Below are 13,062 nucleotides of genomic sequence, written 5' to 3' on the forward strand. Positions count from 1 at the left end.
TATACATAGAAGGAGGCGTTATAATGGAAGCAAATATTAATACGCAAGATGTAGGTTCAAAAAAGCCATCATTATTTGGAATGATTACTTCTCCAGGTGAACAGTTTGAGAGAATGAAGACGAAAAGTCCGGTCTGGGGCGCATTTGTTTTATTTATTTTATTGGGAACGATTATGGCAACAGGTGCAGCATACTTAACATTAATTAATACGCCAGAGATGGCAAAAGAGTTAAACGGTGAAGCAGGCGCAATGATAAAAGGATTTGCACTTGGTGGTGGAGCACTTGTTGGTGTAATAGGTACCCCTATAGGGCTATTTATTGCAGCTGGTTTTTATAAAATTATTATGATGTTTATGAGCAATGATACTCCGTACATGAAGATATTATCTATTTACTTATATGCTAACCTTGTTTATTATATCGGCGGATTGTTAAATGTAGCATTAGGTTTTGTATTTGATGGAAATGGTGTTGATGTTTATACAAGTTTAGCTCCTTTATTTGAAAAAGGAACAGTGTTACATGGAATTGGCTCTTCAATTGAAATTTTCAATATTTGGAGTTTAGTTCTAACGGGACTAGGGTTACATATTGTAGCTGGCTTAAGTAAGAAACAAGCTACAACATTAATTGTAATTTTCTTCGTTCTAACAGTTGCATTAGGTGTTGTAAAAGGTTTAGCTGGTATTGGTGCATAATATATTTGGTAAGAAAGGTGGCTCTCCCGAGAGTCACCTTTTTTATTTTTACCCTTATTTCAAATAAGACCAACAAAATTTCAAATTCTACCCATTGTAATTTCAAATTTCAGCGATACTATTTAAAATTACTCACAGTGAATTCCCCTCTTTATTTTTATATTGTGGAGGTACCGGCGGAATAACAAAGAGGTATACCTTTTAGAAGTGGGTACTGTGTGAAGCCAGCGAATTTTAAAGAGGCAGTTGTGTTGTATGAAGGAATGATTGTAAATCAAATAAAGAAGTTAGGGATTTATCAAGATTATGAAGAGTATTATCAATGTGGTTTAATTGGCCTTTGGCATGCGTATGAAAGGTATGATGCGGAGAAAGGGAGTTTTCCTGCATATGCAGTTGTAACGGTACGTGGTTATATATTAGAGAGGTTGAAAAAAGAATTCACAGTGCAAGAAAAGTGTGTATGTGTAGGAGAGTATGAGGATATCTTTCGTTTTGAAGATATTGAAATGAAAGTGAAGGATTTTATGAGTGTATTAGATGAGAAGGAGAAGTATATTATTTTTGAACGTTTTTTTGTAGGAAAGACGATGGGGGAAATCGCTTTAGAGACAGAGATGACCTATTATCAAGTGAGGTGGGTGTACCGGCGAGCACTTGAGAAAATGCGAAATAGCTTAAGAGGATAAATAGTATCATAAGAATGGAAGGCAAGGGATATTGCTTTCCATTCTACTTATTTTGTTAAGGTAGTAAATGTAATAAGAGGTTTTTAAATTGTAGCGAATCTTGCATGTTCATACGTGATAATACATATCCAGCTTTTAATAATTGTTGTTTTAACTTATGGGGACTGATATGTATAGTTGTAGTTGTGCCATTTGAAAAATGAATGGTAGCTTTTTTACTTTTTTTGAAAAACTCTATGTCATCTATATGGTTATAAAACAGCCATATACAGTTTGGAGAAGAAGGAGACTCTGTTGGGAAAGCACAAATATATTCTCGATGATTAATTGGAATCGGCACATTTTGTTTGAAATGAAAGTTTGTTTGAACTGCTTTCCGTCTACCTTGATAAGTAGAGTGAACATTGGTTAAACAAGATTTTTTTATGAGCTGGAGAGCGGTTTGACAGGAGTAAAGATGGTTCCCACTACTGTCGATCACTTTTGTGTAATAAGAAGGGTGCTTGCAAGGTTCTAACATCATTGTTGAATTAGAAATAATAATAGCATTTTCTTCATTCATAAATTTAATTCCCCCTTTATAAATGATAATAATTCTCAATATAATTATATACGAATTAAGTAAATTAATTGTTAATCTTTTATTTCATATTGTAAATTTTAGCTATTCGTTTACAATCAATAGATGATAGTCTTTCTAATTTGCATCGCTTGTACATATATATGAAAATAGAAAAGAGTAGGCGGTGAGATAGTATGAAGAAAAGGTATATTATTATGGCTCTAGTTGTTGTTCTTCTAGTATATTTAGTAAATAGTAATCCGAGTAAAGGTGAATATACGGATTGGGCAGCGAAGCAGTTTATGAAACGTAATGATGTAAGTAAGAAGCTAGACGAAGTTCAAAAGGAAAATGAAGAGGGGCTCCTTGGTGATTTAGCATCGGCTGGTAAGAAGTTGGCGAAAAAATATGTTGAGCCGCAAGTTGGATTGTTAATCGATCATTATACGAAGCGAGATGATTATATATTCTTCTCAACATATAAGACGGAATTTGATATCGGCGGAGAACACTATAAATATGTATGCGTCGGTTTTTCAAAAATCTTTATTCCAATTGAAATGCCGAAGAAAAAAGACGAATCTGCAAAATGATGCAGATTCGTCTTTTTGTCTATAAGGTAATGGGAACTTCAGATACAGTCCTTTCTACGATACGAGCTCCTTTTTTTCGGGTATTTTCATTAATTGATGAAAATACAGATGAGGCAAGAATCGTATCCATTACTTGATTTACGACTTGTGCATCAATAGGTGTGATCGGCTTCTCGATAGAAAAGACAACTGTTTTTCCATCTTCTTTCGCGAAAATTAATTCTAGTACTTGCATACGTTGTTTCCTCCTTTTTATTTATCTTGTAATCAGTGGGGACATCCCCACTGATTACATTGCCACCTTAAAGGGTAGAAAGATCTGATGTGCTAACAAGTTGTACAGCGTGAAGTGGTGATGCTTGTAAAGAAGCAAGAGCACGTGCTACGTTTTGTACTTGGTCTAAGTTTGCGTTTGTTTTTACGCGCTTAAATTGTTTGTTCTTAAAAACTGTTTTTCCATTCTTATCTAATCCATTGTTTAAGACGAGACGTAAAGTTAAATCCATTACGATTGTTTCGACTGCCATGTTTATCACCCCCTTTCACTATATAAATAGGATGCAAATGTCATGTTTTGGCGTGAAATTTATTCTTTTTTTTGGTACGCTTAAAAGAATAAGAGAGGGGTTTCGGAAGAATGAATCGTAAATGGTTATTTTGGATTCCTGTTTTACTATGGATGGGGCTGATTTTCTATTCCTCGGCACAACCATATAAAAAGCAGGATATGCGTTCGGATATTGAACAATATGTAAATGTGGAGTTTGTGAAAGAGCATTTTTCATGGGTATCTATCGATTACGGCGGTGGTACACCTGTTAGTATTGCAAATAAAGGTGTAGGCGGATTTATTGAGTTTTTCCTTCGTAAAGGTGCTCATTTTATGGTGTTCTTTATGCTCGGTTCATTGACGTATTATGCATTTCATCGATCGGGTTGTTCGAGAAAAAGGTGTTTCCTATACGCGCTCCTTTTCGTTGCGGGATATGCAACGTTTGATGAAATTCATCAATGGTTTACGGGAGATCGTACACCGATGTGGCAAGATTCATTGCTAGATACGTGCGGCGGATTAACAGGTATTATAATAAGTAATTGGTTTTGGAATAGAAAAAGGAGCTAATCTCGAAAAGATTAGCTCCTTTTGTTTATCCCGCTTTAATGGGCAGTAAGACCCCCACTGATTAAAGTTTCACTTTATACACCAAGTAATTCTTTTAGTTCATCTGTAGATAGTTCTGTCATCCAACTATCACTTGTAATGACGGCGTTGTTTAATGACTGTTTTCTTTCTAACATTTCATCGATTTTCTCTTCAAGTGTCCCCGTTGTAATCAGTTTATGAACGTGAACGAAACGCTTTTGACCAATGCGATATGCACGGTCTGTTGCTTGGTTTTCTACCGCTGGATTCCACCAACGATCGTAGTGAATGACATGGTTGGCAGCTGTTAAGTTTAACCCTGTACCACCTGCTTTTAACGATAAGATGAAGATGTCATACGTTCCGTTTTGGAACTGTTCGATCATTTTGTCACGTTCTTTCTTCGGTACACTACCGTTTAAGAAGAGGACGCGCTGACCGAAATGTTTTTCTAACACATCTTTTAGCATGTTCCCCATACCGATGTATTGCGTGAAGATTAAACAACTTTCATTTTGATCTTTTATATTTTCAATGAGTTCCATGAGCGTGCTCGTTTTCATGGAACGTTCGATAATGTTTTTCGGTTCTGTTTCTTTTAAATAAAGAGCAGGGTGATTACAAATTTGTTTAAGTTTGTTCAGCATGAGTAATATAAATCCGCGTCGCTCAATTCCGCTTAATCCTTCTACATTTTGCAACGTATCTTGAACAAGTTGTTCATATAAGGAAGCTTGTTCACCAGTAAGCGGACAGTAAGCTTTCTGTTCTTGTTTATCTGGTAAGTTTAATGCGACTGTTTGATCTTTCTTCGTACGACGCAGTAAAAACGGCGAGATAAAACGTTGAACTTGTTGGATTTTTCCTTCGTCACGGTCCTTTTCAATTGGTGAGACGAAGCGGCGCTGGAATTGTCCTAAGCTGCCAAGATATCCATGATTAATGAAGTCGAAAATAGACCAAAGCTCGGCAAGGCGGTTTTCCATCGGTGTCCCAGTTAATGCGATTTTGTGATTTGCTTGTAAGTTTCGCACTGCTTTAGACTGTTTCGTATGTGGGTTTTTAATATTTTGTGCTTCATCCAAAATAACAGCATCCCAGCATAATGTACTAAGTTCTTCTTCATCAAGTTGAGCTAATGCATAAGACGTTAATACAACATCTGCTGATTGAAGGAAGTCTTTAAATGATTCGCCTTTCGCCCTATTACTTCCATAATGTAACTGAACGCGTAAATTCGGTGCGAAACGCTCAAATTCTTTTTGCCAATTCCCAAGAACAGATGTCGGTGCCACGATTAAGGCAGGACCTGTTTGGAGATTGTTTTCTTTTATATATAGTAAGTACGTAATCGTTTGAATACTCTTTCCAAGTCCCATGTCGTCAGCTAACAATGCGCCGAATCCAAGTTTTCTTAAATATAATAACCACTCAATGCCATGTTGTTGATACGGGCGGAGTGTAGCGTTTAGTGAAGAAGGGACATCTACTTTCGGAATATCTCCAATGTGCAATAGTTTTTGGAATAGCTCTTCATAATATTCATCCAGTTCAATTTCAATATCGTTAAACGGACTATCTTCTTCTACAATTTCTGTTTCAGCCGTGTTGGATAAATGTTGCTGAAGGACATCTTTCATTTCAAGTCCATACTTATCAGCACGATTCATGAGCTTTCGTACTTCTTCAATAAAGGCTGGGTCCAGTCTCATCCATTGACCATTTATATTGAATAATCGTTTGTTTTGTTCAACGAGTTCGAAAAATTCGCTTTCTGATAAATCAATGCCGTTCGTTGAAATGCGCCAGTCAAAATTAACGAGTGTATTCATACCGAAGAAAGATTGTGTTTGCGTCGCATTTTGCTTCAGTTGCACACGTAATTTCGGTTTTGTCGCTTTTAAATTTTGCCACCATGATGGTAGTAAAATCGTAATACCTGCAGCAAGTAATTCGTTACTTGCTTCTGTTAAGAAGTTCCACGCTTCTGTTTCAAAGAGTTCACTTCGGAATGTATCCCCTTCTTTTAACCACGGTACGAGCTTACTGAATCCTTCTTGTGTTTCAAGAATACGTTCTTCATAATCGTGCCATCGTTTTGGTAAAGAATCGATACTTTCATATACATATATGCGATGTGCCCCGCGCTTTGGTGTAACAATTGTTTCAAGCTTCCACATTTCAAATTCTTCTTGCGGCTCTTGTAGTCGTAGTCCGATTGTAAAGGGAAGGTCATCTTCAATGTAACCAATTTTTCGAAGCCAATCTTCTTCATGTAGTGCTGCGTCTAATTGTCTTTTCGTAAAGTCGTAATGTTCATAAAGTCTCTTTGCATCTTCCCATCCGTCATTTGAACGGTTATCTTGTAATATGCTTTCATTTACTGCAGCCGAGAAAAGAGATGCCAATGTTTCATCTTCGATTGGAGTATTTTGAACTTTCCAAGATGGTTGTTTAGGCCAGCGCTCCATATCAGGTACGAAGCTACCGCTTGTGAAGGCATCCCACAATTCGTTCGCATCTTCCGTAAGTGCTGTAATAGGGCCGTTCATTTGAATACGGGCAAAGGAGTTCATCGGTTTATTCGCGATGTATTCAAATGCTTGTGCGTTTGTTAGCATAACACCTTGTCTTCCTTCAAAGGTTGCTTCTTTTAGAAACGTGCCGTAGAAGGAAGTGGAGTGCCATGTAAATGCATTTCGTTTCCAACTTGTTACGGATAATGGAGTACCGCTATCATCTTCTCCCCAAAGGAACCAACCGTGACTAACGTGCTGGAGCCTAATTGTTACTTCAGTTTGATTGATCATCGATTAATTTTCCTTTCCGTAATTCCTCTTGTAGTGCACGCAAACGTGAATGTAAGTTTGCAATGTGAATAATGAATGCATCAAATTCATCGGTGCGCTTTAATCGTTTATATAATGTACGTAATTTCTTTAAGTAACGAACTGCACGTCTATATGATTTGCGATTTCGCTCTTCAATGGCCTCTACGGCAGCAAGGTGATAAAGAGGAAGTGCCGCTTCTGGTGCTTCCTTTTCAATATCTTTCAGTGGCTCTTTCAAAAGTTCAATCGCTTCAAGTCCATGTAAGAGCTGAAGTTCTGCCCATGTTCGATACTGTTTTTTCGCGAGTACGTATTGCTCATAGTTTGCGAAACTATATGGTAATAGTTCTTGCAAAATCATTTCGAGTCCGGCTTGTTCATTTGTATGAGTTGCATACGTTTCATACATGATAACAAATAAGCGAACGATATCTTTTATGAAAATTGTATTTTCGTGCTCATGTATCGTTTTCTTCACTTGTTTATACGTAAAGGAAAGCCAGTTTTTCGCACGATCCCATTTCATTGCATTTAATAATTCCTCTAACCAATAGAAGTACAGACTTACAACAGAAGCAGGTTGTTTCTTTAGTAAGTCCATCGCTAATCGATCTTCGTCATTTAAAAAGAGTAGATGAGAAGATGCTAATGCTTTGGAAAGTGGATTCATTTTCGTATCGATTCGTTTTTCTTCTTCTTGTAGTTGCTCGTTATTGTGTAACAGTTCACTCCATATGTGACGATAAATAAAGAACCTCTCTTGCGTATAGGCATCGGTGGAGAAAAATACTTCGTGAACGAAACGAGCTGTTTCTTGCAGAATTGATTTAGACTCTGAAGGAATCGATTCTGATTGTAAGTCCCGAACGATGGATTCCACCTTATCTACAAATAGGCGAACGACGTTAACAGGCTGATGATAAGAATACGTTTTATTTGCTTCAAAGTCCTGAATTTCTTCTAATAATTTTTGAAAGCAATAAAGCGCTGCATGTAACCTGAACAATTCATGTATCACAACGATACGCGGAGCCTTCCGCTCAAGTTTCGTATAGAAGTCCGTAAAAATACTCATAAGAAAATACATTTGTTTATAAGTAAGCCGAGCTTGTTCTTTTTTAAATGATTCATATTCGTTATCAAAATAGGATTGCCAACTTTTATAATCCGTTTCTTCAAAAGCTGATGATTGCAATACTTGTCTTGCAGTTCGAATAGGAGGAAGAGAAGGTTTCGTATTATTTTTAAATAAATTTAATACATCTCCTACTTGCCCGAAACTAGACGCTGCCGATAGTAACACAGCGAGCATATGCTCACATTGCGTTGGTGCGAAGCAATCGCAATAGCTTTCAGCTACGTTACGAATCGGGATATGGACGCTATATACGCTGCCTTCAGCATCTACAGTTCCTGATAGCGTATAGCCATCAAAGTCAACGTTGTAGACAACACCACTACGATATAGGTGCCGAGCTGTAGCGACATGTTCCTGATCAGCTGTTTGCTGTGGATCTAGTCCTTGAACGAACTCATTCGCAATCATCATAATTTCATCTTTCGTAATTGAGTGTTGCAGCATAATATTCCTCCGTACACATATTTCTTTCCTTTACCATTATAAACAAAAAATGCTCAAAACAGAAAAAATGAAATTTAGATTACATTACTTGAAAATCATGGTAATATATAAAATGTTAATTTCGTATATTACTATATATTTATGGAGGGATTAAGTTTTGTCAGATTTACAATCGAAGTTTGGTAGTGGTATGAACAAATTGCAAGAGGGAATAGAGCAAGGGAAGATGAAATTACAAGTAGCCCAAGAGGTTGCGCAATTAAAGAAAATTACGCAAGAGAAACTACAGGCGAAAACGGAAATTTTGCTGGAACTTGGTCAAATGGCCTATATGCAACTCCGCAATGATGAAGTTCGAGTAGATGTGTTAAAAAATATTATAGAACCAGTACAAGAGCTGGATGTAGCTATTTATAATACGCGTAAGCAAATAGCTAATTTACAGAATCAAGGACAGAAAGGGCAATGTAGCTGTGGCGGCCCATTATCAGTAAATGATAAGTTTTGTGGACAGTGTGGGAAAGAAAATGAGTTACTCCTTCAATCAAAAAATGATGAAAATGAATCATGTACTTCATGTGGTGAACAAATTGCAACAGAGGCTACATTCTGTCCAGTTTGTGGTATGAAGCAAAGTAAGGAGTGAGGAACATGTATTGTAAAACTTGTGGTTTAGAACAATCGGATGTAGCGAATTATTGTACACATGATGGATCAAGTACAGGTAGTGTAGAAAGTGAAGTTACGTTAGCACCGAAAGACTCAAAGTATTGCCGAACTTGTGGAGTGGAAAGTAAAGGGACCGCTACATATTGTGAGAAATGCGGGGATTCCTTATTAGGTATTATAAAAAAAGAAATGAAAACGAGATTACCAGACGAAAGTTTACAATTGCATGTAAGTCCCTCTGGAAGCACTTTGAAAAAAGGTTTACTTGGTGGTGGGCTTGCAATCATATGTATGTTTATAGCCGGTTGGATTGGTAGCTTAGTTGTCGATGCGGCGATTAACGATCTAGTGAGAACGATGCTCACAAAGATGGACGGTATGCTGAATGAGACTACTGTTAATCAATCTTTCATTGGCATAGCACCATTAATTTTAATGTATCATTTAATAGGCCTTGAAGTTAGTGGGAGCGGGGCATATACGATGTCATTTATCCTTCATTTCCCATTGTTCATCTTGTTAGCAATTCCGGCACTTATATTAGGTGGAATTGGATTCTTTGTAGAGAAAAGCAACCCTTCTGCTATTTGGCGTGAGAAGTTACTAACATCGAGTGTTATCGGTATCATATATGGAATTTTCTTGTGTATTGTTAGCTTTATTGCAGGTTCTTCTACGACAATTTCTCAATTCTATAAAACGATGACAATCAGTATTGGTTATTCACATGTTAGTAGTTTATTGTATGGCATTATATTTGGTTTATTATTTACCTTTATTGGTATGTGTATTCAAGCCGGGCCACACCGTCTATTATCTTCTATAAGTCGAAGTATTCCATATGCAACATCTATTTATTATAGTGTCGTAACTGTATTAAAAGGATTGCTTATTACATTTGGTATTATACTTATTACAATTTTATTTAGCAGTTCAAAGTCAGTGGGACCAATTGATTTTCCAGAGAAAACATATAAAACATTCATTTCATTAGAAGCAACACCATACATGTGGAATATGGCTCACTTTGCTCCAACAGCAATTGAATGGGGAGATATGGATAGAGAAATGAGAAGATACTCAATGGAAAAAGGTCCATTGCATCTATCTTATACGTCAGGAATATCAATAAATGGTACGTCATTAAAAGATCTGGAAATCGCTAATGGAGCGAATCTTAAACGAGTAAAAGAAATTGATGATTTCAATTCCTATATGCACTGGTGGGGGTTATTAATTGTACTACCATGCATTTTACTATTTAGAGCGGGGATGAAATTGGCTCAATATCCAATGAAAAATATGTACGTAACTATTGCTGTGTTTAGTGCGGTGTATACTGTGATGATGCTTTGTGTAAATGGGTTGGCCAAAATTCATATTGAGGCCTCAGGGAGTAAAGAAGTTATGAAAGAATTTGCTGGGATTTCCGGACCATTGTTCTCTATTCAAAGTAGCACGCTGTATTTAATGGTAGGGAGTTTTCTTCTTTCGTACGCATTAACATTCGCAGGTATGAAGTTAGGAAAAAAATAAGGGGGAGAGCCATTTGAAGTTTTGTGGGAAATGTAATAAACAAGTTGCGGATCATTTGAACTTTTGTTCCGAGTGTGGAAGTAAGGTAGATGTAATTGCTGATCAGGCAGCTTCTTCTCGTTCAGAAGTACAACGAGAAATAAAGCCAGTGAAAAGTAAGAAAAATATAATGTTACTTATAGGCTTTGTTGTTATCTTTGCTATATTGTTTGGTGCGTATAAATTTGGGGCAAGTAAGTTTTCAAAAGAAAAGCAGGTCAATGCTATGATTGAAGCATTCCAAAAGAAAGATGCGAATGCAATTGATGAGTTTGTAAAAGTAGATGATCCGAGTTTGAAAGTGAAAGTTGACGATATTAAAGGATATATCCGTTATTTAAAAGAAAATCCTTCTTATAATAAAGAACTGCTATCTTATTTACAAAGAGAGACAGTAGATCAAAAACTAGCAAGTGATAAAGCATCATTTAAAGATGGTCAAATTATAGAAGACGGGAAAGAATGGTTCTTATATCCGAAATATAAATTTAATATGAAATCTTATTATATGAATGTAAGCACAACTGCGAAAAGCGCTGAAATATATGTGAATGATAAGAAAGAGACAGAGTTATCGAGTGATAAAACTTCAAAAGAAGTTGGTCCATATTTCCCTGGTTCTTACGTTGTAAAGGCAAAAGCGAAGACGGAACTAACTGAGTTAGAAACAGAAAAAGAAGTGGACTTGGCAGATGAAAAAGAGGCGAAAGTGGATGTGACATTATCATTAGAAGGAAAGTATGTAACCATTTCTTCTGATGAAAATGATGCAACTGTATTTGTGAATGGAAAAAAACGTGGAAAATTAAGCTATGGAAGTTATAAGCTTGGTCCTGTATCCACAGATGAAACAGTAGAAGTACATTTAGAGAAAACTACTGATTTTGGTGTGATGAAATCTGAAAGTGTTAAAATCGGAGACCAGAGCACGTATTACTTAAAATTCCCGAAAGAAACATCAAGTTCGGCTGTCGGCGACTTTGTACGAAATCATCTTTATGATAATGTGCGTGCGATTTCATTAAATGATTTTAGCCTAATTGAAAATAATTATGATAAGAGCGGGAAATCGTACAAGGAAGACCGTGATTATATACAGTATTTACACAAAAAAGGAATTACAGAAGATTTATTAACAATGGAAATTCGTAATGTAGAGCGTCAAAGTGCTACGAAATATAAAGTAACGACATATGAAGAGTATCATATTCGTTACGGTGATGGCTCTGTGAAGTTCAAAAGCTTTAATAATGATCATATCGTTACTGTGAATGGAAATGGAAAGATATTGTACCATTCTCTTGGAGCGAATAATACGCTTAAGTCAGAGGAAGTATCTGGTCCAACTCGTTAATATGAGAGAGGTTGTTCAATATTTGAACAGCCTCTTTTATTTTGTGGCTAACTCAATATTTCGTGTCAAACCGTGGATATTTTTTTTACAATTATGAGCGCGTCTCTTTTAATATTGCTTGTACATATGGATCACGTAATATTTGTTCAATCATTGGTAACATATTTTGTTCAAATGGAATATCGATAGGGAACGGTTTTTGTGAGCCGGGTTTGATTCCATATTGGACAAATTTGTAATGTGTATTTTCTTCAGACTTGAGCACAATTAATTTATAGCGATTGTCGTCGCCAGCGAGTGAAAAATCAATAGAAGTAGCGTCATATGTTACTTCATCTTTATATATATACGGTTTTGGTGTACCGATCCAGTCTACTTTTGCTTGTACATTCATGAGTATAGCCTCCTTATAACTATTATAAAAAAATAAAAGCCAGCTCTCAACAAAGAGAACTGGCCTTAGCAGTCATTGGTTATTTTAAAATTTTCACTTTAACAGTTTTGCGGCCCCATTTTTGAGCAGCACTATCTGATCCAAGTAGGATGTCGATACGGTTACCTTTAATTGCACCGCCAGTATCTCCAGCGATAGCTTCTCCGTAACCTTCTACCCATACTTTAGATCCTAATGGGATTACTTTCGGGTCAACAGCGATCATTTTCATGTTTGGGTTCGCTGTTAAGTCATGACCCATTGCAGTTAATACACGGCCGCCATATGTGCCACCGTTTTCGCTCGGATGAGCTGTATATGCTGTAGCTACAACTGTTAACTCACGACCACCAGAAGGTGTGCTAGTTTCAGCAGCCTTTACAGCAGGCTTAGCAGCTTGTTTTGCAGGTGCTTGAGCTGGTGCTTGCGCTTTAGCAGGAGCAGGTTGTTCTTGTTTCTCAATAACAGGTGCTGTACCTGTTAAGAAAGGAACGTGAACATAAGCTGTTTTTCCGTTATATTCGAATTGTAACCACTCATTTTGTACTTGGTTCGTTGTTTCAATCATATCATCTTTCTTAAGCGTCCCAAGAATTTCTGAGTTTGTGTTCGCTTCAGCACGTACGTTTAATACGTTAGCTGTTACGTAGTAGATGCTTTTAGTGAACTCTGCACTTACGAATGCGTCTTTACCATCTAAAGTGATTTTTGACCATCCGTTCTCTGTATTTTGAACATCTATTTTATTACCGTTTAGTAATTTACCGACAACTTTTGATTCAGTAGTAGGGTTTTCGCGTACATTTAGTACGTCTGTTGTTACAACAGTTTCTGCATTAGCAGATGATGTGAAAATCCCAAGACCAAAAACTGCTGCTGTTGCTATTCCAATTAATTTTTTCATGATAGCCTCCATTGCGTTTGTTTTC

The 13,062-nt window shown here is 36.7% G+C and carries 14 protein-coding genes; 7 read left to right on the forward strand and 7 right to left on the reverse strand.

The features are described 5' to 3' along the window. Window positions 1-23 precede the first annotated feature (23 nt). Together yknW and FH036_RS23290 are read left to right on the forward strand one after the other, a co-directional pair. Window positions 24-701, forward strand: coding sequence for a YknW family membrane protein (yknW, locus tag FH036_RS23285; protein ID WP_139896283.1), 678 nt, complete (start codon window positions 24-26; stop codon window positions 699-701). Window positions 702-919: 218 nt separating this feature from the next. After that, window positions 920-1,390, forward strand: coding sequence for a sigma-70 family RNA polymerase sigma factor (locus FH036_RS23290; protein WP_070807199.1), 471 nt, complete (start codon window positions 920-922; stop codon window positions 1,388-1,390). A 55-nt stretch (window positions 1,391-1,445) separates the two neighbouring features. On the opposite strand, the gene FH036_RS23295 is transcribed toward FH036_RS23290, so the two are convergent. Next, window positions 1,446-1,952, reverse strand: coding sequence for a competence protein ComK (locus FH036_RS23295; protein WP_001001397.1), 507 nt, complete (start codon window positions 1,950-1,952; stop codon window positions 1,446-1,448). Window positions 1,953-2,146: 194 nt separating this feature from the next. Between FH036_RS23295 and FH036_RS23300 the strand changes: the two genes are divergently transcribed. Next, complete coding sequence (locus FH036_RS23300; protein WP_139896284.1) at window positions 2,147-2,545, forward strand: DUF4359 domain-containing protein; 399 nt, start codon at window positions 2,147-2,149, stop codon at window positions 2,543-2,545. Between the two features lie 19 nt (window positions 2,546-2,564). On the opposite strand, the gene FH036_RS23305 is transcribed toward FH036_RS23300, so the two are convergent. After that, window positions 2,565-2,780, reverse strand: a complete 216-nt coding sequence (locus FH036_RS23305; RefSeq protein WP_139896285.1) for a DUF2922 domain-containing protein — start codon at window positions 2,778-2,780, stop codon at window positions 2,565-2,567. Window positions 2,781-2,847: 67 nt separating this feature from the next. Then, entirely contained in the window at window positions 2,848-3,072 is a 225-nt protein-coding gene (locus FH036_RS23310) for a DUF1659 domain-containing protein (protein WP_000257700.1), read from the reverse strand. Window positions 3,073-3,182: 110 nt separating this feature from the next. On the opposite strand from FH036_RS23310, the gene FH036_RS23315 reads away from it, so the two are divergent. Next, on the forward strand, window positions 3,183-3,668 hold the full coding sequence (locus FH036_RS23315; RefSeq protein ID WP_001080716.1) for a VanZ family protein: 486 nt from the start codon (window positions 3,183-3,185) through the stop codon (window positions 3,666-3,668). Between the two features lie 74 nt (window positions 3,669-3,742). Here the strand turns inward: FH036_RS23315 and FH036_RS23320 are convergent, their stop codons facing one another. Continuing rightward, window positions 3,743-6,499 carry a DEAD/DEAH box helicase gene (locus FH036_RS23320; protein WP_000610093.1) on the reverse strand — a complete coding sequence of 919 codons (2,757 nt, stop codon included), beginning with the start codon at window positions 6,497-6,499 and terminating at the stop codon, window positions 3,743-3,745. Continuing rightward, a complete protein-coding gene (locus FH036_RS23325; RefSeq protein WP_138320716.1) occupies window positions 6,483-8,102 on the reverse strand; it encodes an SWIM zinc finger family protein in 1,620 nt (539 codons plus the stop codon). Before FH036_RS23325 ends, FH036_RS23320 begins: the two co-directional genes overlap by 17 nt. Before the next feature lie 157 nt (window positions 8,103-8,259). Between FH036_RS23325 and FH036_RS23330 the strand changes: the two genes are divergently transcribed. The 3 genes from FH036_RS23330 to FH036_RS23340 are packed head-to-tail and all read left to right on the forward strand — an operon-like array spanning window position 8,260 to window position 11,700. Beyond that, complete coding sequence (locus FH036_RS23330; protein WP_001281743.1) at window positions 8,260-8,748, forward strand: zinc ribbon domain-containing protein; 489 nt, start codon at window positions 8,260-8,262, stop codon at window positions 8,746-8,748. 5 nt (window positions 8,749-8,753) lie between these two features. Beyond that, window positions 8,754-10,307, forward strand: coding sequence for a membrane protein (locus tag FH036_RS23335; protein ID WP_000271603.1), 1,554 nt, complete (start codon window positions 8,754-8,756; stop codon window positions 10,305-10,307). 13 nt (window positions 10,308-10,320) lie between these two features. After that, window positions 10,321-11,700, forward strand: coding sequence for a zinc ribbon domain-containing protein (locus tag FH036_RS23340; protein ID WP_000666871.1), 1,380 nt, complete (start codon window positions 10,321-10,323; stop codon window positions 11,698-11,700). A 91-nt stretch (window positions 11,701-11,791) separates the two neighbouring features. On the opposite strand, the gene FH036_RS23345 is transcribed toward FH036_RS23340, so the two are convergent. Both FH036_RS23345 and FH036_RS23350 read right to left on the reverse strand, forming a co-directional pair. Continuing rightward, window positions 11,792-12,094: a DUF3910 family protein gene (locus tag FH036_RS23345; protein ID WP_001102522.1), complete on the reverse strand. Its 303-nt coding sequence runs from the start codon at window positions 12,092-12,094 to the stop codon at window positions 11,792-11,794. Window positions 12,095-12,173: 79 nt separating this feature from the next. Then, window positions 12,174-13,037 carry a cell wall-binding protein EntA gene (locus tag FH036_RS23350; protein WP_000733322.1) on the reverse strand — a complete coding sequence of 288 codons (864 nt, stop codon included), beginning with the start codon at window positions 13,035-13,037 and terminating at the stop codon, window positions 12,174-12,176. Between the last annotated feature and the right edge of the window lie 25 nt (window positions 13,038-13,062).

The organism is Bacillus sp. CD3-5, assembly GCF_006349665.1.
Classification (GTDB): Bacteria; Bacillota; Bacilli; order Bacillales; family Bacillaceae_G; genus Bacillus_A; species Bacillus_A paranthracis.

Coding starts and splice junctions, on each gene's coding strand:
- FH036_RS23350 (WP_000733322.1), bottom strand. CDS start 13,037: ATGAAAAAATTAATTGGAATAGCAACAGCAGCAGTTTTTGGTCTTGGG.
- FH036_RS23300 (WP_139896284.1), top strand. CDS start 2,147: ATGAAGAAAAGGTATATTATTATGGCTCTAGTTGTTGTTCTTCTAGTA.
- FH036_RS23305 (WP_139896285.1), bottom strand. CDS start 2,780: ATGCAAGTACTAGAATTAATTTTCGCGAAAGAAGATGGAAAAACAGTT.
- FH036_RS23295 (WP_001001397.1), bottom strand. CDS start 1,952: ATGAATGAAGAAAATGCTATTATTATTTCTAATTCAACAATGATGTTA.
- FH036_RS23325 (WP_138320716.1), bottom strand. CDS start 8,102: ATGCTGCAACACTCAATTACGAAAGATGAAATTATGATGATTGCGAAT.
- FH036_RS23310 (WP_000257700.1), bottom strand. CDS start 3,072: ATGGCAGTCGAAACAATCGTAATGGATTTAACTTTACGTCTCGTCTTA.
- FH036_RS23315 (WP_001080716.1), top strand. CDS start 3,183: ATGAATCGTAAATGGTTATTTTGGATTCCTGTTTTACTATGGATGGGG.
- FH036_RS23345 (WP_001102522.1), bottom strand. CDS start 12,094: ATGAATGTACAAGCAAAAGTAGACTGGATCGGTACACCAAAACCGTAT.
- FH036_RS23320 (WP_000610093.1), bottom strand. CDS start 6,499: ATGATCAATCAAACTGAAGTAACAATTAGGCTCCAGCACGTTAGTCAC.
- FH036_RS23335 (WP_000271603.1), top strand. CDS start 8,754: ATGTATTGTAAAACTTGTGGTTTAGAACAATCGGATGTAGCGAATTAT.
- yknW (WP_139896283.1), top strand. CDS start 24: ATGGAAGCAAATATTAATACGCAAGATGTAGGTTCAAAAAAGCCATCA.